Annotated in this window: 11 protein-coding genes; 7 read left to right on the top strand and 4 right to left on the bottom strand. The window is 63.6% G+C overall.

The genetic code is table 11. The features are described from left to right. Window positions 1–21: 21 nt before the first annotated feature. Together ACPPVR_RS39580 and ACPPVR_RS39575 are read right to left on the bottom strand one after the other, a co-directional pair. Window positions 22–1,548: a permease gene (locus tag ACPPVR_RS39580; RefSeq protein ID WP_426611890.1), complete on the bottom strand. Its 1,527-nt coding sequence runs from the start codon at window positions 1,546–1,548 to the stop codon at window positions 22–24. Further along, a complete protein-coding gene (locus ACPPVR_RS39575; protein ID WP_426616279.1) occupies window positions 1,545–2,294 on the bottom strand; it encodes an ABC transporter ATP-binding protein in 750 nt (249 codons plus the stop codon). The genes ACPPVR_RS39580 and ACPPVR_RS39575 overlap by 4 nt, the downstream gene beginning before the upstream one ends. A 263-nt stretch (window positions 2,295–2,557) precedes the next feature. On the opposite strand from ACPPVR_RS39575, the gene ACPPVR_RS39570 reads away from it, so the two are divergent. The 6 genes from ACPPVR_RS39570 to ACPPVR_RS39545 all read left to right on the top strand — a co-directional run bounded on the left by ACPPVR_RS39570 (window position 2,558) and on the right by ACPPVR_RS39545 (window position 9,346). After that, window positions 2,558–3,433 (top strand): branched-chain amino acid ABC transporter permease, encoded by an 876-nt coding sequence (locus ACPPVR_RS39570; RefSeq protein WP_426611889.1) that lies wholly within the window; start codon window positions 2,558–2,560, stop codon window positions 3,431–3,433. A 5-nt stretch (window positions 3,434–3,438) separates the two neighbouring features. Then, window positions 3,439–4,590: a branched-chain amino acid ABC transporter permease gene (locus ACPPVR_RS39565; protein ID WP_426611888.1), complete on the top strand. Its 1,152-nt coding sequence runs from the start codon at window positions 3,439–3,441 to the stop codon at window positions 4,588–4,590. After that, window positions 4,587–5,345, top strand: a complete 759-nt coding sequence (locus ACPPVR_RS39560; protein ID WP_280705026.1) for an ABC transporter ATP-binding protein — start codon at window positions 4,587–4,589, stop codon at window positions 5,343–5,345. The genes ACPPVR_RS39565 and ACPPVR_RS39560 overlap by 4 nt, the downstream gene beginning before the upstream one ends. A 4-nt stretch (window positions 5,346–5,349) precedes the next feature. Continuing rightward, on the top strand, window positions 5,350–6,138 hold the full coding sequence (locus tag ACPPVR_RS39555; RefSeq protein ID WP_426611887.1) for an ABC transporter ATP-binding protein: 789 nt from the start codon (window positions 5,350–5,352) through the stop codon (window positions 6,136–6,138). A gap of 96 nt (window positions 6,139–6,234) precedes the next feature. Further along, window positions 6,235–8,073, top strand: a complete 1,839-nt coding sequence (locus tag ACPPVR_RS39550) for an AMP-dependent synthetase/ligase (RefSeq protein WP_426611886.1) — start codon at window positions 6,235–6,237, stop codon at window positions 8,071–8,073. 73 nt (window positions 8,074–8,146) lie between these two features. Then, a complete protein-coding gene (locus tag ACPPVR_RS39545; protein ID WP_426611885.1) occupies window positions 8,147–9,346 on the top strand; it encodes an ABC transporter substrate-binding protein in 1,200 nt (399 codons plus the stop codon). Window positions 9,347–9,539: 193 nt separating this feature from the next. On the opposite strand, the gene ACPPVR_RS39540 is transcribed toward ACPPVR_RS39545, so the two are convergent. Both ACPPVR_RS39540 and ACPPVR_RS39535 read right to left on the bottom strand, forming a co-directional pair. Beyond that, a complete protein-coding gene (locus ACPPVR_RS39540; RefSeq protein WP_426611884.1) occupies window positions 9,540–10,664 on the bottom strand; it encodes a lysozyme inhibitor LprI family protein in 1,125 nt (374 codons plus the stop codon). 96 nt (window positions 10,665–10,760) lie between these two features. Further along, window positions 10,761–11,513, bottom strand: a complete 753-nt coding sequence (locus ACPPVR_RS39535) for a transglutaminase-like cysteine peptidase (protein ID WP_426611883.1) — start codon at window positions 11,511–11,513, stop codon at window positions 10,761–10,763. Window positions 11,514–12,129: 616 nt separating this feature from the next. Here ACPPVR_RS39535 and ACPPVR_RS39530 point away from each other — a divergent pair. Then, a complete protein-coding gene (locus ACPPVR_RS39530) occupies window positions 12,130–19,353 on the top strand; it encodes a VCBS domain-containing protein (RefSeq protein ID WP_426611882.1) in 7,224 nt (2,407 codons plus the stop codon). Window positions 19,354–19,502: the final 149 nt, after the last annotated feature.

Below are 19,502 nucleotides of genomic sequence, written 5' to 3'. Positions count from 1 at the left end.
CGCACCTCTCACTCCCGGCGTTTATTCGTGCTTTGGGCTGAACTTCCAGGTGATGGCGACGAGGCCCGCGGTGATCAGGCCGCTGACGAGGCCGGCAATCGGGAGCGTGAGCAGCAGCGCGGCGGTGGCGGCCCAGCCGATCGAGGAGAAGGCTTCCGCGAAGGTCGCAAGCCGCGACGAGGTCTGGCGGCGGCGGAATTGGCTGCGCCGGGCCTGCACCCGGAACCAGAGCTGGATCGCGGTGGCGGAAGCGGCGCTGATGATGATCGCGGCTGCCGTGATCGCCGCCTGGAATGGCGAAGCGAAGACCAAGACCGCGACCAGCGGGCTGAAGATGACGGCGATTGCGATCAGCACCACTTCGATCTTGGCGCGGGTGACGCTGGACGGCGTCAGCGGTGCGGTGGCAACGAGATCAGGCGCGTCCTCGCCCGAGATTGTCAGCCAGGCGAGCCCGCCGGCGAGCTGACCTGCGGCCATGACGATGACCGGCGTGATCAGCGTCAGCGCCGCGGAACTGTCGGCAAAGCTACGCCAGAGCAGCAATGCAGGCGGCACCAGATAGAGCATCTGCATCAGGGTCTGCGACATCAGCCAGGGATCGCGCCATAGCAGAATGAATTCCTTGCGGCGCAGCGCCTGCTGCCGCGATCCGCCTCGGAACGGGCGCTCCTTCGCGATCCGGCGCCCTGACTTGCCGTAGGCGGCTGCTTCTATCGCGGTGTCCGCGAAGCGGCCCGAGAAGATCGCCATCACGCTTCCGAGCAGCACCAGCCCGAACGCCAGCAGTAGCAGCAGCGCCTCGCTGTCGCCCATTGTCGCCCGCGCGGGCCACCACCAGATGCTGTCGACATCGGGGGCGTGTTCGGCAAAGGTGCCGGATGTCAGGATGGTGAAGCGCGACAGCGTGCCATAGGAAATGATCGCCGCGACCTGGAGCGCGATCACGAAACCGGCGCCGATGATCGCGGCCAGGATCTGGGCCACGAAGCGCGTCCGTGCCGGGCCGATCAGGCGGAACAAGAGGATGGTGATGGCGATTGCGACCGCTGCCGACGACAGTCCCATCGCAATGACGACGCCGAAGGCCGCAAGCCAGCGCGGCCCGCCGCCAATCACCAGCACGTCGATGAAGGGCGTCGAGAACAACAGCGCCATCATCGTGACGGTGAGTGCGATCGCTGCGATGCGCACCGAGAATAGATTGGCCAGCGTCGCCGGCGACGACATGATGAGGTCGAGATCGGCGCGGGCGTAGAACACCCGTGTCACCGATTCGATCGCCTGCGACAGCATCAGCGTCCAGGCCAGCAAAATCGTCGCCGAGATCACGATCAGCGAGGATTTGTCGAGCGGCAGTTGCAGATTGGCGAAGCGGCCGATCACGGCCCAGGCCGGCACGTGCAGCAGTGCGGCGAAGAACAGCAGGCCGATCACGGCGGCACGTGTCCGCCGGCGCCGGCCGCCGGTCATCATCGCGAGCCATTCGCGCCAGGCGAGCCGGAGCTCGTGGCGGGTAAACCAGGAGAGCGCCGTCGCCGAGCTCATGCGGCTTCCTGGAGCGTCACCAGCGCGATGAAGAGATCTTCCAGGCTGGTGTCGGCATGGCCGTTCTGTTGGCGCAATTCGGTGAGCGTGCCTTCGGCGACCAGGCGGCCGGACGCGATCACGCCGATGCGGTCGGCCATGCGTTCCGCCACCTCCAGAATATGCGTGGTCATGATGATTGTGCAGCCGGCGCGGACGCGCTCGCTCAACAGACCTTTCACATGACGGGCGGAGACGGCATCCAGCCCCGTCAGCGGCTCGTCGAGGATGATGAGGCGGGGATCGTGCACCAGCGCGCCAGCCAGCGCCACCTTCTGGCGCATGCCCTTGGAAAAACCTTCGCAGCGTTCGTGCCGGTGCGGCTCGAGCCCGAGCGAGCTCAACAGCTCCTGCGCGATCGGTTCCGAGACCGACGGCGCGATGCCCCAGAGGCCACCGACGAATTCGAGATATTCGAGCGGCGTCAGCTTGTCATAGATCATGGGCTCGTCGGACACCCACGCCGTCACCTGCTTGGCGGCGACAGGATTTGCGAGCGCATCGATGCCGAAGATCGAGACGCCGCCGGCATCGGGCCGCAGCAGGCCTGCGACCATGCGCAGGGTGGTGGTCTTGCCGGCGCCGTTAGGGCCGACGAGGGCATAGAATTCACCGGCGTGAATGGTGAGATCGAGGCTATCGACCGCCAAACGGTCAAAACGCTTCGTTAACCCCAAGACTTCGAGCGCCGAGCTGTCGGGCTTCATGATGGCCACACCATCCGGTTTTGCATTGCTCGCGACCATGACCTGAAGATGTTTCGGCACGGTGAATCGCACTGGCGCAAATTCCGGCATCCGTCTTGGACTAAAGGCAAGTCACCGTTTGTTGACAGCGCTTGGCGGTTCAGGCTGAATTGGCACCGGGACATTTGGCGCTCACGCGGCGAAACGACTGCGTGGCGGCTGGACACAAGATGCGGCAATGCGGTCGAAAAGAACCGCTGGTTGCATCGGGAGGAAGCGCGGCGATGCTGGATTTCGTTCAGCAGCTGGTCAGCGGTGTTGCGCTCGGCTGCGTCTACGGCCTGATCGCGCTCGGCTTCGTGCTCGTCTACAAGGCCACCGAGGTCGTCAATTTCGCCCAGGGCGATTTGATGATGCTGGGCGGCTTCTTCGCCTTTACCTTCATCGGCATGATGGGCCTGAACTACTGGGTCGGCTTTGCCGCTGCGGTGGCCGCGATGGCGCTGTTCGGCATGCTGGCGGAACGCGTGGTGGTGCGGCCGATCCTCGGCTATCCGCAATTCTCCATCATCATGGCCACCATTGGCCTGGGCTATTTCCTGCGTTCCGTCGCCGGCATGATCTGGGGCACCGACGATTTCAAGATCGACACCCCCTTCAGCCAGGGCGTGCTGCGGATCGGTTCGCTGGTGCTCGCCCATGACAAGCTCTCGGTGATCGCGGCGACGATGATCCTGTGCGCGCTGCTCTGGCTGTTCTTCAACAAGACCACACTCGGCACCGCGATGCGCGCCAGTTCCGAGAACATGCTGGCGGCCTATTACATGGGCATCCCGGTCAAGCGCGTGGTCTCGATCGTCTGGGCGATCAGCGCGGCGGTCGCCACCTGCGCCGGCGTGCTGCTAGCGCCGATCACCTTCATCCACTCCAATGTCGGCCTCGTGCTCGGGCTGAAGGCGTTTCCGGCCGCAGTGCTTGGCGGCTTCGGCTCGATTCCCGGCGCGGTCGTCGGCGGCGTCCTGATCGGCGTGATCGAGAGCATGGCCGGCTTCTATCTGGCGGAGGGCTGGAAAGACGTCGCGCCCTACATCGTGCTGCTCGCCGTGCTGCTGCTGAAGCCCGAAGGCCTGTTCGGCCTGCACGTCCGCAAGAAGGTCTGAACGCGATGCGCTTCCTGTTCAAGACCGACTATAAGGACGACATCAGGCTGTTTCCGCATTCGGGCTATTTCGTCTCCTACGGCCTCTTGCTGGCTGTGCTGCTGATCGCGCCTTACGTGCTCTCCAGTTATCTGATGAGCCAGCTCGTCTTCGTCTGCATCTATGCGACCGTCGGCGTGGCGCTGCTGATCCTCACCGGCTTTACCGGGCAAGCCTCGCTCGGACACGCGGCGTTCCTCGCGATCGGCGCCTACACGGCCGCCTATTTGCAGAAATACAATGTGCCGTTTCCGGTCTATTTCCTCGCCGCGGGCGCGCTGACCGGCCTGATCGGCGCGCTGGTCGGATTTCCCGCGCTGCGGCTCCAGGGCATCTATCTCGTCATCGCCACCATCTCCTTCGCCTTCATCGTCGAGGAGATTCTGGCGCGCTGGGAAAGCGTCACCAACGGCAATGAGGGCCTGCGGATCAAGGCGCCGTCGCTGCTCGGCGTCACGGTCTCGCGCGACAGTCCGACGTTCTATTTCCTCTGTCTCGCCGTGCTGGTGCTGACCATCGTCGGGACGCTGAATTTGCTGCGCTCGCCGACGGGCCGGGCCTTTGTCGCAATCCGCGATAGCGAGACAGCGGCGCGCAGCATGGGCATCAACGTCGCGCTCTACAAGGTCAAATCCTTTGCGATCTCGGCCGCGATCACCGGTTTTGCCGGCGTGCTGTTCGCGCACAAGCTTTCCTTCATCTCGCCGGAGATGTTCACGCTCCAGCTCTCGATCGAGTTCATCATCGTGATCCTGATCGGCGGCACTTTCTCGCTGCACGGCGCGGTGCTCGGCGCGATCTTCATCGTGATGATCGATCCGTTCCTGACTTACCTGAAGGACGACATGCCCGGCATCATCGCCGGCATTGCGGCCACCTTCGGCGCCGGCACGCAAGGCGCGGCAAACGTGCAGTCGAAGGTCGCGGCCTTCGCTTCGCTCAACGGTCTCAAGGGCGCGATCTACGGCATCATCATCGTGCTGTTCGTGCAATTCGAGCCGCTCGGGCTCTACGGCCGCTGGCTCAAGATCAAGCTCTTCTTCCAGCTCTTCCCGCTCTACAAGCGCGCGACCTTCAAGCGGCAGAAGATCTACGTGAAGTCTGAGCGCAACCGATGAGTTATTTTCGCGCCGAGAATTTGTCGCTGCATTTCGGGGGCCTGAAGGCCGTCGATGCGGTGTCGTTCGCGGTCGAGAAGGGCGAGATTCTTTCGATCATCGGGCCGAATGGCGCGGGCAAGAGCTCGATCTTCAATTTGATCTCGCGGATCTACCGGCCGACCTCGGGCCGCATCTTCTTCGAGGACCAGGACATCACGGAGCAGCCGCCCTACGACATCGCCAGGCTCGGCATCGCCCGTACCTTCCAGAACATCGAGCTGTTCGAGAACGCGACCGTATTGTCGAATCTCCTGGTCGGCCGCCACCGCCATTCGACCACGCAGCTCTGGCAGGAATTGCTGTTCCTGCCGAGCGTGCGCGCGCACGAGAAGCTGCATCGCCGCCGGGTCGAGCAGGTCATCGAATTCCTCGACCTCGAACCCTATCGCGACAAGCTGATCTCGGGTCTTCCCTACGGCGTGCGCAAGGTGATCGAGCTCGCGCGCGCGCTGTGCTCCGAGCCCAAGCTGATCCTGCTTGATGAGCCGTCGTCGGGGCTGAACGTGGAGGAGACCGACGACATGTCGTTCTGGATCCGCGACATGAAGAGCGAGCTCGGTGTCACCGTGCTGATGGTCGAGCACGACATGTCGCTGGTCAACCGCGTCTCCGATCGCGTCATCGCGCTGAACTACGGTCGGGTGCTGGCGATGGGATCTCCAGCCGAGGTGCAGCAGCATCCCGACGTCGTCGCTGCGTATCTGGGGGCCTGACGCGATGGATGCCGCGGTGACATCAGACATCATCTTGAAGCTCTCCAACATCGAGAGCTATTACGGGCCGATCATGGCGATCCGCGGCATCTCGCTGGAGGTGCCGCGCGGCCGCATCGTCACGCTGCTCGGCGCCAACGGCGCCGGCAAGACCACGGTGCTGAAGACCATCTCGGGCATTCTCGATCCGCAGAAGGGCTCGATTGAGTTCCTGGGCAAGCCGATCCAGCGCATGGAGGCCGACAGGATCGTGCGGCTCGGCCTCAGCCACGTGCCGGAAGGGCGCGAGGTGTTCCCGTTCCTCTCCGTGCGCGAGAATTTGATGATGGGCGCCTATCCGCGCCGGGATCGCGGCGGCGTCGCGGAAGATCTCGATCGCGTCTACGGCTACTTCCCGCGGCTGAAGGAGCGCATCAACCAGCCGGCCGGCCAGCTCTCCGGCGGTGAGCAGCAGATGCTCGCGATCGGACGCGCGCTGATGAACCGGCCGACGCTGTTGCTGCTCGACGAGCCCTCGCTCGGCCTGTCGCCGATCCTGGTCAAGGAGATCTTTACCATCATTCGCCGCGTCAACGAGGAGCAGGGCATGTCGATCCTGCTGGTCGAGCAGAACGCCAGGGTGGCACTGGAGACGGCGCACTACGGCTACGTGCTGGAGATCGGCCGTATCGTGATGAACGACAGCTGCGACCGCTTGATGCATTCGAAGGACATCCAGGAGTTCTACCTTGGTGCCAAGGAACAGGGCGCGCGCGGTGAGCGGCGCTGGAAAAAGAAGAAAACTTGGCGTTAGAGCGAGACTTGGCGTTAAATGGACAAGCCCATCCGTAAAACATAGACCGCCGGCAAGGCAGGCAGCGGAGGGAAAAGCGACAAGGAGGAGACGCGCATGGCCCGTCCGGCGGTGCTGACGGTCGCTGATACGATCGCGAGGAGCTTCTTGCGCGCAGCGGAGGTGCGCGGTGACAGACCTGCGATCCGCGAGAAGACCTTCGGCATCTGGCAGCCGACCAGCTGGCGCGAATGGCTGCAAATCTCGAAGGAGATCGCCTACGCCCTCCATGCGATCGGCTTCAGGCCCGGCGACGTCGCCTCCATCATCGCCAACGCCGTGCCCGAATGGGTCTATGCCGACATGGGCATCTTGTGCGCCGGCGGCGTCTCCTCGGGAATTTATCCGACCGATGCGGCGGCCCAGGTCGAGTATCTCCTCAACGATTCCGCCACGAAGGTGATTTTCGCCGAAGACGAGGAGCAGCTCGACAAGATCCTCGCCCGCCGCGCGCGCTGTCCGAGCCTGCAGAAGATCATCGTGTTCGACATGGAGGGCCTCGGCGGCTTCTCCGACGACATGGTGATGTCGCTCGACGAGTTTCGCGGGCTCGGTAGCAATCACATGGTTGGCCGCGAGGCGCTGTGGCAGGAAATGATCAATTGCCGCAACGCCGGCGATCTCGCCGTGCTCGTCTACACCTCCGGCACCACCGGCCCGCCCAAGGGCGCCATGCACGCCAACCGCAGCGTGACGCACCAAATGCGTCACGCCAACGATTTCATTTCGGCCCGAGAGGACGAGGACCGGCTGATCTTCCTGCCGCTGTGCCACGTCGCCGAGCGGGTCGCCGGCTACTACATTTCGGTCGCGCTCGGCTCGGTGATGAATTTTGCGGAGAGCCCGGAGACGGTGCCGGATAATCTGCGCGAGGTGCAGCCGACCGTCTTCTTCGCGGTGCCGCGCATCTGGGAGAAATTCTATTCCGCCATCACCATCGCGTTGAAGGATGCGACGCCGTTCCAGCAATGGGTCTATCGCCGCGCCATTAACGTCGGTCTGCGCATGACGGATTGCCGGATCGAGGGCAAGATGCCGCCGCTGTCGCTGCGCATCGCCAACCAGTTCGCCTACCGGCTCGCGTTCCGCAACATCCGCCGCATGATCGGGCTCGACCGCTGCCGCATCGCCTTCACCGGCGCGGCGCCGATCGCGCCGGATTTGATCCGCTGGTATCTCGCGCTCGGCATCGACATCCACGAGGTCTACGGCCAGACCGAGAATTGCGGCGTCGCCACCATGATGCCGGCAGAGCGCATCAAGCTCGGCTCGGTCGGCACACCGGTGTCCTGGGGCGAGGTCGCGCTGTCGCCCGACGGCGAGATCCTGATCAAGGGCGACTTCCTGTTCATGGGCTACCTGAACCAGCCGGAGAAGACCGCGGAAGCCATCGACCCGCGCGGCTGGCTGCGTACCGGCGACGTCGGCACCATCGACAATGAAGGTTTCGTCCGCATCACCGACCGGATGAAGGACATCATCATCACCTCCGGCGGCAAGAACATCACGCCGTCCGAGGTCGAGAACCAGCTCAAATTCTCGCCCTACATTTCGGATGCCGTGGTGATCGGCGACAAGCGGCCGTATCTGACCTGCCTCGTGATGATCGACCAGGAGAACGTCGAGAAGTTCGCGCAGGATCACGACATCCCCTTCACCAATTACGCCAGCCTGTGCCGGGCGACGGAGATCCAGGACCTGATCTGGCGCGAGATCGAAGCGGTCAACGGCAATTTCGCCCGCGTCGAGACCATCAAGAAATTTTACCTGATCGAGCGCCAGCTCACCCCGGAAGACGAAGAGCTGACGCCGACCATGAAGCTGAAACGGAATTTCGTGAACAAGCGCTATGCCGCCGAAATCGATGCGATGTATCACGCGCGGGCGGTCGCTTGAATCTCGTTTGAAAAACAGCGAAGGAGCCGTGGCCATGCCCTTCGTGCAACATAGGCCTGAGGAGGAGACGTCAATGTCGAGATCGTTGAGAGCGTTCGGCCTTGCGGTGGGGGCAATGGCGCTCACGTGTCTGCCGGCCGTAGCGCAAACCAAGGTCACCAATGAAGGCATCTCGGCGAACGAGATCGTCATCGGCACCCATCAGGATCTGTCGGGCCCGATCAAGGTGTGGGGCGTGCCGGTCTCCAACGGCATGAAGATGGCGGTCGAGGAGATCAACGCCGCCGGCGGCATTCAGGGACGCAAGATCAGGATGATCCTCGAGGACAACGGCTACGATCCGAAGAAGGGCGTGCTGGCCTCGCAGAAAATGGTCGAACGCGACAAGATTTTCGTCATGATCGGCTCGATGGGATCGGCGCCGACGCTGGCCGCGCAGGACATCCTGTTCGACGCCGGCGTGCTCCAGCTGTTTCCGCTCACCGCCGCCGAGTTCACCTTCAAGTTCGATCCGGCCAAGCCGCAGGAGCGGCTGAAATTCAACAATCTCTTGCCTTATGTCGAGAGCACGCGCGCCGCGCTGAAATACATGATGGAATGGAAGGGCTTCCAGAAGCCCTGCATCATGCATCAGGACGACGAGTACGGGAAGAACGTGCTCGACGGCTTCAATCAGCAGCTCACCGCCATGAAGGTGCAACCGGCCTCGATCACGAGCTACAAGCGCGGCGCCTCCGATTTCAGCGCGCAGGTCGCCAAGATGAAGTCGGACGGCTGCGATCTCGTCGTGCTCGGCACCGTGATCCGCGAGACCATCGGCGCGATGACGGAAGCGAAGAAGCTCGGCTGGGACGTCACCTTCCTCGGCGCCACGCCGACCAACGTGCTGGAGGTGCCGACGCTGGGCAAGGAGGCGGTCGAAGGGCTCTATGCGGCGTCGGGCTTCGAGATCCCGTATGAGGACACGGCCAAGGGCAAGGTCCACGACTGGCTGATCAACTACAAGAAGATGTTCGGCACCGACGCCAACACGCAGGCGATCATCGGCTACAACGCGGTGACGACATTCGCGTTCTATGCGGACAAGGCGGGCAAGGATCTGACCGGACAGAAGATGCTGGATTCGCTGGAGTCGGGTGACAAATTCCTCGACATCTTCAACTCGCCACCGACCAAGTTCTCCAAGACCGACCACCTCGCCAACACCATCACCCAGGTGCAGCAGGTCAAGGGCGGCCGTTGGGTGCTGGTGAAGGACAACCTGATGTTTTGATTTCTGATCGCGCGGGCAGTGCACCCTCTCCCCATGGGGAGAGGGTGGATCGCCGCGAAGCGGCGAGCCGGGTGAGGGGTCTCTATCCTCATGAACAGTCTTGCGCGCGGAAAGAACCCCTCATCCGGCGCGCTTACGCGCGCCACCTTCTCCCACAAGAAGGGGAGAAGGAAGAGAGCGCGACACGCGGCTTCTACGACCCCCCGCCCGAGACACCTAGAGTCACCGGCGCCAGCTCGTCTTCCCGGCATCGCCAGCCGTCATTGGCTTTCACGAAGGCAAAGGTCCGCTCGATCCTGAGCCGGCGGGTGACATTGAAGGCCTCTGCGGAGCGCTCTTTGTTGCCGGCGCCGGGCTGCGGACGACCGGTCCTCAAGTCCCAGCAGGTGCCGGTGCAGGTGGTGGCGACCTTGCTACAGGCGGTGAAGGGCGCCAGCACGACCATCTCGATCTCGCCGGTGACCTGCGCGTCCTGCCCGCTTACCTGGCTGTCGAGCGCGTAGACGCGGTTGATGCGGACGAAATTGCCGCAGGAATTGGCGGCATGGATCCGCGCGGCGCAGAAGTCGACGGCGTCGGTGTCGGGCGATTTGGCCGCGACCTGCCGGCCGAACACCTTTTTCGGATCACCCTTGGCGGCGGCGATCTCGTCGGTCCTGCGCTTCAGATAGTCGGCGAGACAGTCCTCCGCGAAGGTCAACTCGGCAAGCGGCACGTTCTCCTTGCCGACCAGATTGCATTTGCGGTCGCGCTCCCGCGTCCATCTTCCGTATTCGGCGAAGGCAAAGCGTGCCGCAGTCGGGTCCAGTCTGCCGATCAGGCCGAGCACGCCACTGTTGAGCTCGGTCTCGGTAAGCGCCAGTGACGGGTCTGCGCAGATCATCGCGCCGGCCGCGGTGTTGGCCGCCAGACAGTCGAAATCGGCATCGCGCAGGATCGCGGCGCGCTCCTCGGTGACCTTGAGCAGGCAGGCCTTGATCCGGTCGACGTCGTCGTAGCGGATCGCGGTCTGGCCAATGATACCGCAGCCGAGGCTCCGCTGCTTGATCCAGATCGCATTTTCCTCAATCGCGGGCAGGCGATCCGGCAGGCGGGCAAGCCGCGCCTCGATCGCCGCGCTCAGCTTCTCGGCGGCGGCGGCAAGCTCGGGGTCACCGCACAACAGTTGATTGGCGGGGTCGCGGTTCTGCTGGCAGTTGTTCTTGGCGAACAGCGGCAGCTTGTCGGCGATGGAGCGGTCGGGCGTGCCGGATTGGGCGAAACCTGGCGCCGCCGGCCAAGCCAGTAACGCAAGCACAGACAGCACGATGAACCGCATTCCAGTCGTCCCCCAGCATGGTTGGAGCCATGCTAGCAGTTCCAGGCGGCGTGACGGAATGGGGTTGTGGCGGAACGGCCTAGGCTACAAGATAATTCAGCGCGTCTCGGCAACCAGCGACAGGCGCGGGCTCTCGAGCCCGGAGAACTGCACGGGCTCGCCGACATATTTCAGCACGGCGGACTGATAGAGCACGAACAGCGGCTGGTAGGTGCGCGCGTTCTCATCCTCGACCATCGCCATGCGGCGGTTGTCGAGCATCAGCCAGTGGCCGTCGAGCCGTGCAGCCGCAACCGCATGCGCTTCGCCCGCCAGCGTATCGCGCACCACGACGATGCGGAGGTCCTCGGCGGCAACGCCCGCCAGCCGCAGCGCGGCGAGCTTGGCGATGGCGTAATCCTCACAGTCGCCGGCGCCGCGCTCGAAAGTCGCAAGCGGCGAGCTCCAGACGTCCTCAGTGCCGTCATTGGCGGCGTGGATGGCCAGATTGATGGCGCGGTTGGTCTCGCCAAGCCGCGCGCGGCCCTCGCGGGTGCGGGCCTGGTCGACAATGGCGAGCAGCCTGAGCGCCGCGGGTGACGCGCAATTGTCGCGGTCGCCGTCGCACAGCGCAAGCTGCACCATGTCGTCGTCCAGCTTGTCCTTCAGCGCGAACCATTTCTGCCGCAGGCTGCCGGTGGAGATGGCGAAGGCGAACACGCCGAACGGCTCGGCGGATTTGCGCACGAGCACGCCTGGTCCCGGCGACAGCAATGTGCCGGCACGAAGATCGGCGGCCGATCCGAACAGGATCAATCCGCACAGAGCAAGGATGGCGCGCCAGGCGCGCCTGTGAGCAGCGGTCTCCATCTGACATCCCCTTCCGGCTTCGCCAGGTCCCCCTCGACCTGTGCGTGCCGGGCTTTGTTGCTTTCGAGGAGATAGTGCGAGACGGGCCGTTTTGTTCTGCTTAATGCGCCCGGCTGCGGTCCCAAAACCGTGGGGCAGGCTGAAGCGGGACTGCCCATTTTGCGTAAAATCTTACGAATCGGGGGCTAGGGGTACCTCGGCCGCCGCGAAAGCGGACCAATTGCAGATAGAAGTTGTGGGGACGTCGATTCTACGCCTATGGCTAATGACCCGCTATTTCACCGGTTCTGTTAGCTGGATCACAGATTTAGCTCCGTATTTGCCGCAGTATGCCGTGGGGCACCACGAAGAAAAGATGAAGTAAGTATCCGCTGTCAGATTTCTACTGCGGAATACATGGGATGACGGGACATGCGTTCAAATAAACTAAGATCTACTTGTAAAAATTCCCAGAATTACCTTGCTTTCTCTGTGGGTAGGGGATCCGCACGGGCGCCAACCGCCTAGTGACGCGAAATCACACAAGCAATAGATGGTTTCGCTAAGGACTTGGTAATGATATGCAAGCTTAGGCGGTCGATACTTATTTAAATATTAACCCTATTACGGTGCCCGGTTGAACTACGCAGGCAAATTTGACGCCGCGCTCTCCATGGACGGCTTGGGTTCCCGCTTGCCCGCCGATGGCCATGTCGATTCCTTTACTGCGAAGGGGCATGGCCATGTGCCCCAGGGCGCGTTCGTCGTCCCCGACGCCAACCTGATCTTCAACGGCGAGTTCAAGCGCGAGGGTGTGGACCTCGTGCTGTCTCATGACGGCCATGAGTTCGTCGTTCACGATTATTTCAGGGGCGACAAGCGCGCGGCGATCGCCTCGCCCGATGGCGCCCACCTGACCGGTGACATCGTCAACGCGCTCACGGGGCACGTTGAATACGCGCAGGCCGCGCCCGGCGTCGCCGCGGCGCAGGTCATCGGCCACGTCACCAAGCTCTCCGGTAGCGCGACCGCGGTCCGCAACGGCGTCTCGATCATTTTGAACAACGGCGACAATGTCGAGAAGGGCGACGTGGTCTCGACCGGCGGCGACTCGACGCTCGGCGTCACCTTCATCGACGGTACCGTGTTCGGCCTCTCCTCCAACGCGCGGATGCTGCTGAACGAGATGGTCTACGACCCCAACGGGTCGAACAATTCCTCGCTGCTCAGCCTGGTCGCGGGCACCATCACCTTCGTCGCCGGCGAGACCGCCAAGCACGGCGACATGAAGATCGACACGCCGGTCGCCACCATGGGCATCCGTGGCACGGCCGTGCTGACCCAGATCAATTTCGTCGTGCCCGCCGGTGGCGGCGATCCGCAACCGCAGGCGAGCTTCCAGGTTCTGGTCGAGCCGAACGGCACCACCGGCTCCTACATTCTGTTCGACAAGCTCACGCTGCTGCCGATCGCGACGGTCAACCAGGCCGGCCAGATGATCCAGATCAGCGGCGGCAACGTCTCGATCAGCAGTGCGCTGATGTCGCCGGATGTGCAGAAGCTGATCACGGACGTGTTCACGCTGAAGTTCACGGACAATGGCACCAACACCAAGCTGACCTCGAATTTCACCGACACGATCACGCAGACCGTCGACGGTCTGATGATCAAGACGCAGGCCGGCGCAAGTGCGACCCTGGTGTTCACGAACCTCAATGGACCGGGAACGCAAGGACCGGACCTTTCCCCGCAGTCCAGCACCCGTATTCCTGGCCCGCCCCATTCGAGCATCCTCGATTCCAACGGCAATGTGACGTCGGCATTCAAGGTGCCCGAGCACGCGAACGCGACCGGCGACCGTGCGGACACGACCGGCGACGCCGTGCCTCCCGACATCATCATCTTCCGCGTCAACTTCGTCGACCAAAACCTCGGCGACCGGCCGACGGTATCGGTGGACCTCGCCGACGCGCCGAACTACGCCTATATGGACGCCGGCCATCACGACGTCACCAACTCGCTCACGGCTCTCCAGAAGCAGGACATCGCGGCGACGCTGATCAAGATCAATGTCGTCGCGGACGGTGGCAACAACAACAACGGCTCGGCGCTCGGGACCTACACGATCCCCGACCACGCCTTCGACTTCCTCGCGGCCGGCGAGACGCTGACGCTGACCTACATGGTCCGCGTCGACAACAATTTCTCGATCGACCCCGAAACCGCCACCATCCCGATCACCATCACCATCACCGGCACCAACGATAAGCCGGTGATCACCACCAGTGTGCCGACCATCACATTCTCGGGTGGCACCAGCGTTCCCGGCGGCCCGCTCACCAGCGACGTCCCGACCTCGGGCACGCTGAAATTCACCGACGTCGACCTGACCGACAAGCACACGGTGTCGGTGAATCTGACCAGCGCCACCCTGCCGGACGGCACCGTGCCGGACGCGATCCAGAAAATCTTCGCAAACGCGATGTCGGTTGGGATCCACACTGACAGCACCGGAACCGGCAATGGCGTTGTGGATTGGTCGTTGGCCGATCTTCCCGTCTACCTCGCCGACTTCATCCCGGCTGGCGAAGTGGTGACGCTGACCTACACGGTCACGGTCACCGATTCGCAAGGCGCGACCTCGGATCAGACCATCACCGTCACGATCACGGGTACCGACGCGCCCGCCGTGGTGTGGATCGCGACGAGCAAGCCCGGAGCGCCGTCCGGCGGCTTCTGGAAGGACGGCGCGAACTGGGAGACCGGCGCCGCGCCGACGCTCAAAGATGATGCCATCGTCATCACCGACCAGCTGCACGGGCTGACGCCGTCCTATCCCGTCACGATCGACGCGGCCGCGTATGCCAAGTCGCTGACGATGGACGACTACGACACAAAGGTGCACCACACGGCGCCGCAGCTGATCAACCAGAGCACGTTGACGATCGCGGGCACGCTCACCCTGAACGCCGACGCGAGGTTCACCAACACCCTCGGAGGCCACGTTTTCCTCGGTGGCGCGATCGATGTCGAAACGATCACCCGGAAATCCGGCCTGATCGTCACCAATACCAGCAAGATTACGAATGCGGGCACGCTCACGCTGGCCGCAGGCGGCACGATCGATACCCTGACCACAATCAGCAATTCCGGCACGATCGACCTCTCCGGCGGCACGCTGGCACTGAAGAGCGATATTGCCAATATCGGCGGCACCTTGCAGGTCGATGCCGGCGCGACGCTGGTCGCCGGTACCGTGACCGTCGACGGCGGCACGGTCACGATCGCAGGTGCGCTGGAGCTCGATGGCAACGGCCTGATCGAGAACGGCACGCTGAACAATTCCGGCATGGTCAACGTCAAGGGCGCGGCAGAGTTCGCCCACGAGACCGTCTCCAACACGTCGAGCGGCACCATCGAGGTCCTGGCAAATGGCTGGCTGACGATCCATCTGGCCTCCAGCGTCACCAACAACGGCGCGGTCACCGTCGATGCCAGCGGCAAGCTGATCGTCAACGGCGCGACGATCGACGGCGCGGGGACTGTTACGAACAACAGTGAGATTGATCTGACCGGCAACGCCGTGCTCAGCCACGGCATCCTGAAGAACAACAGCGCCCTCAATGTCAGCGGCACCGGCAATGCGCTGGACGGCGAGACCGTCACCAATGCCGGCACCATCGAGGTAGTCGCCCTTGGCGCACTCGCGATCGAGGGATCGACGGTCTACAATTCCAGCGGCAGCATCATCGTCGACACCAATGCCGCGTTGACCCTGAGCGGCGCCACGCTCAGCGGCGGTGCCGTCAAGGGCGGCGGCAGCATCGACGTCACCGGCGACAGCACGATCGACGGTCAGGCGACGCTGAGCGAGGGCATCGTCACGGTCGAGAGCGACGTCACGCTGGCGCTCGACGATGCGACGGTTGCGGGCACCGCGATCACCAACCGCGGCACGGTCGCGGTCGATGCGAGCAAGACGCTGACGTTGAACGGCGCGACGATCGACGGCGGCGCGGTGACGATCGCGGGCACGCTGGAATCGACTGGCACGAGCGCGATCTCCGAAGCCGACATCACCAACACCGGCACGATCACTGTTACCAGCGGCAAGCTGACGATTGATCCCGTCGTGTCCCATACGCTCACCAACAGCCACCTGGTCCAGGCGAATGGCGGCGAGCTCGATATTTCCGGCGAGCTGATCGTCAACACCGCGGATATCAAGGCGATCGGCGGCGGCATCCTGAAGCTCTCGACGCTGACCGTCACCAACGACGGCGGGACAGTCACGGTTGACGGTACGTCAAAGCTCTATCTGACGGACGTTTCGATCAACGGCGGCAGCCTGAACAATTCCGGCAATCTCTACGGCGTGTCCGGCTCCAGCACGATATCGGCTGCGGTCACCAACACCGGCACCATCGAGGTGCAGGCCGGCACGCTCGATCTCGCTGGCGGCCTCACTGGCGCCGGCACGCTGATCATCGACGACAAGGCGACGTTGGAGCTCGGCGGTGCCGACGCGCAGACCGTCACCTTCGCGGGCGGCGCCGATACGCTCAGGCTCGACAAGGTTGCGGGCCATACCTTTACCGGCACCATCACCGGTCAGGCGACGACCGCCGGGACCTTCACGGTCACCGGTGATGCCAACATCACGACCGGGAAGGGCGACGCGCTCGACTTCACCGCGTCGGGCGGGCTGAGCGGTAGCCGCGGCGACATCGTGCTGACGCCGACCGGCACGCTGACCGGCGCGACCAACGGCATCGTTGTCACCCAGAACGGCATCGGCAACATTTCGCTGACGACGGTCGGCGACGTCATCGGGCTTGCCGGCGATGGCATTGTCCTGCACGACGGCGCGACCGGCGCAGGCGACATCACGGCGACCATCGGTGGTGCTGCAACCGGCGCGGTCGGTCTCGACATTGTCGCCAACGGTGCCGGCAACGTCACCATCACCAATAGCGGGCATGTCACCGGCACGAGCTCGTTCGGCATCAGTGTCGATCAGGACGGCGCCGGCGCAACCGGCTCGACGCACGTTACGAACACCGGCTCGGTGGTCGGCGCCAACGGTATTGCCGCGATCTCGATCTATGAGAATGCCAGCGGCACGGCAACGATCACCAATTCCGGCACCATCGGGCCCGACGCCGCGCTCGTGACCTCGACGAGCTACGCGATCTTCGAGACCGGCGGCGCCATCACGATCAACAACACCGGCCACATCGACGGCAGCATCTCGGTCGCCACCGCCACGTTCAACAACGAGAGCGGCGGCACCTGGACGGTCGCCGGCAGCGGCGTGTTCGGCGATGCGTCCTCGATCGTCAATCATGGCACGATCGACCTGCACGGCGCGTCGATCTCCGGGACCGGGCTGAGCCTCGAAAATGACAGTGTGATCGATAGCTGGGGCACCGCGTCGATCTCCGGCACTGTCACCAACACCGCCACCATCGAGGTTCACACCGGAACCCTGACGCTGGTCGGCTCGCTGTCGGGCACCGGCTCGGTCACGATCGACGCCGGCGCGACGCTTGATGTCGACGGCACGGTGTCGCAGACTATGAGCTTCCATGGTGACGGTGCCGAACTCCAGATCGGCACGACGAGCTTCGGCGGATCAGTGGCTGGCTTCGCCGCGACCGACAAGCTGGATCTGTCGACCATCAAGTTCGACGGTGGCACCTCGGCAACCTACGACGACGAAACCGGCGATCTCGTCGTCAGCGATGCCTACGGTCACAGCATCACGGTGAAGCTCGTCGGCGAGGATTACAGCAACGCTAGTTTCGCCGGCAGCAGCGACGGCCATGGCGGCACGCTGATCACGCTCAATGCCGACGACGACAAGCCGACCTTCATCGCCGCCGAGACCTCGCAGAGCGCGGTCCTGACGGAGCAGCCGGACCTCACCGGCGCCACGGCGACGATCGACCAGTCGACGCCGACTGGCGGCGCGATCCATTTCACCGATGTCGACCTGACAGACCGGCCGACGGCGAAGGTCACCGACCAATCCGTCACCGGGCTCGACACCGACGGCATCACGCACCTGACGTTGACGCCGGACGAGATCACGGCGCTGGAAAACGCGCTGTCGCTGCAGCAGACCGGCAAGAACAACGGCACCGTCGGCTGGAGCTATTCGATTGCCGACAGCTCGCTGGATTTCCTCGGCGAAGGCCAGACCGCGACAGTGGTGTCCACCATCACGATCGAGGACAGCCACCACAAGACCGACACCGCTGAGGTCACCGTCACCATCACGGGCAAGAACGACGCGCCGGCGATCACGACCGGGACCAACGACACCGCCAGCGCCACCCTGACCGAGACCAATGCGGGGCTGAGCAAGACCGGCACGCTGACCGTGTCCGACGCCGACGCCACCGATCACGTGACGGCATCCGCCACGGACGTCGCCATCTATCTCGATGGCCATTTGCAGGCGGACGGGTTTGAGGGATTGTCGGCCCCGGATTTGCTGAGCTATCTCACGGTGCAGTGCGGCGATATCCTCAACGGCACCGCCACCCACACCCAGTTCTCGTGGCATTTCAATTCGGGCGAGCAGCCCTTCGACTTTCTCGCCGCCGGCCAGACGCTCTCGCTGCAATACACCATCGTGCCCAACGACGGTCACACGACCGGCACGGGCGAGATTGTCACCATCAACATCAACGGCAGCAACGATGCGCCGACGCTCGACTGCACGACCTTGGCCTCCGTCGCCGGCAACCAGAGCAATCCCGGCGGCGACACCGTCAGCGATCTCTTCGCAGGCAAGTTCCACGACGTCGACGACGGCGCGAGCTTCAAGGCCATCGCGGTCACCTCGGACGCGGCTACGGCCACCGAGGGGGTTTGGCAATACGAGATTGCCGGCACCCATCAGTGGGTGGATATCGGATCGGTCTGCGACACGCAGGCGCTGGTGCTGGCTACCGACACGCTGATCCGTTTCGTGCCGGCCGACGGCTACACCGGCACGCCGGACCCGCTCGGCGTCCACGCGCTCGACAATACCTACAACGGCGCTATCACGACCTCCTCCGCGTCGCCGGCGACGATCGACATCACGGCCATGAGCACGGATGGCACGGCCCCGGTGTCTGACAAAGCCGCCACGATCGGTACGAGCGTGACCGCGCCCGTCGGCGGGCCCGTCATCGACACCAGCCATCTCCTGATCTCGTATAACAGCGAGTTCAACACCGATACCCTCACCAACCTCACGGTTTCCGACATCGATCCAGGTGCCGCGACGGACACCTTCACGGTCACGGCGACGACGGGACATTCGGGCACGAGCGTCACGCCGGACTTCGCGTCGGGCTCGCTCAGCGACATCAACCCCATCTTCCAAAACGGTGGTACTTACGACCCGGGACCGACTCCGCCAGCTACCGAGCAGATCGTGCTGACCGTCGCCGATTCCGAAGGTCGATATGATTCGATCCATTTCATCTTCAACAAGGCCGGTGACCCTGGTAAGGGCATCACCCTGCAAGGCACCAGCGGCAAGGACGTCATTTTCGCGACGACGACTGGCGATACGCTGACCGGCGGCGGTGGCAAGGATCAATTCGTGTTCGCGCCGAACTGGACCGGGGACGACGCCCATCACACCATCACCGATTTCGCGACAGGCGATAAAATCGACCTGCGCCAGTTCTCGGATGTCAGCTCCATCTACGGTCTCACCATCACCCAGCAGTCCGGCGATACGGTGGTCGCCTGGCAGCATCAGATCGGCGAGGGATCGGTCACGGAGCACGAGCAGCTGCTGCTGAAGAACGTGACCGCAGCCCTCAAGGCCAGCGATTTCATCTTCCACGTCTCCTGATGGCCGGCGGACCTGGTGACCGGCGGGCCTGCCGGCTACGCGCGAGCATCTTGACCGCAGCAAAAAATCGATGATCCTGCGGCCTGCGGAATGGCCAATCGCGCGCCGACGCTCCATGATCGGTCCGAGAGCGTGATGCGCGGCAGGAA

It is taken from the genome of Bradyrhizobium sp. McL0616 (assembly GCF_049993385.1).
Lineage (GTDB): Bacteria > Pseudomonadota > Alphaproteobacteria > Rhizobiales > Xanthobacteraceae > Bradyrhizobium.
This window is presented reverse-complemented; position numbering and strand designations above follow the sequence as displayed.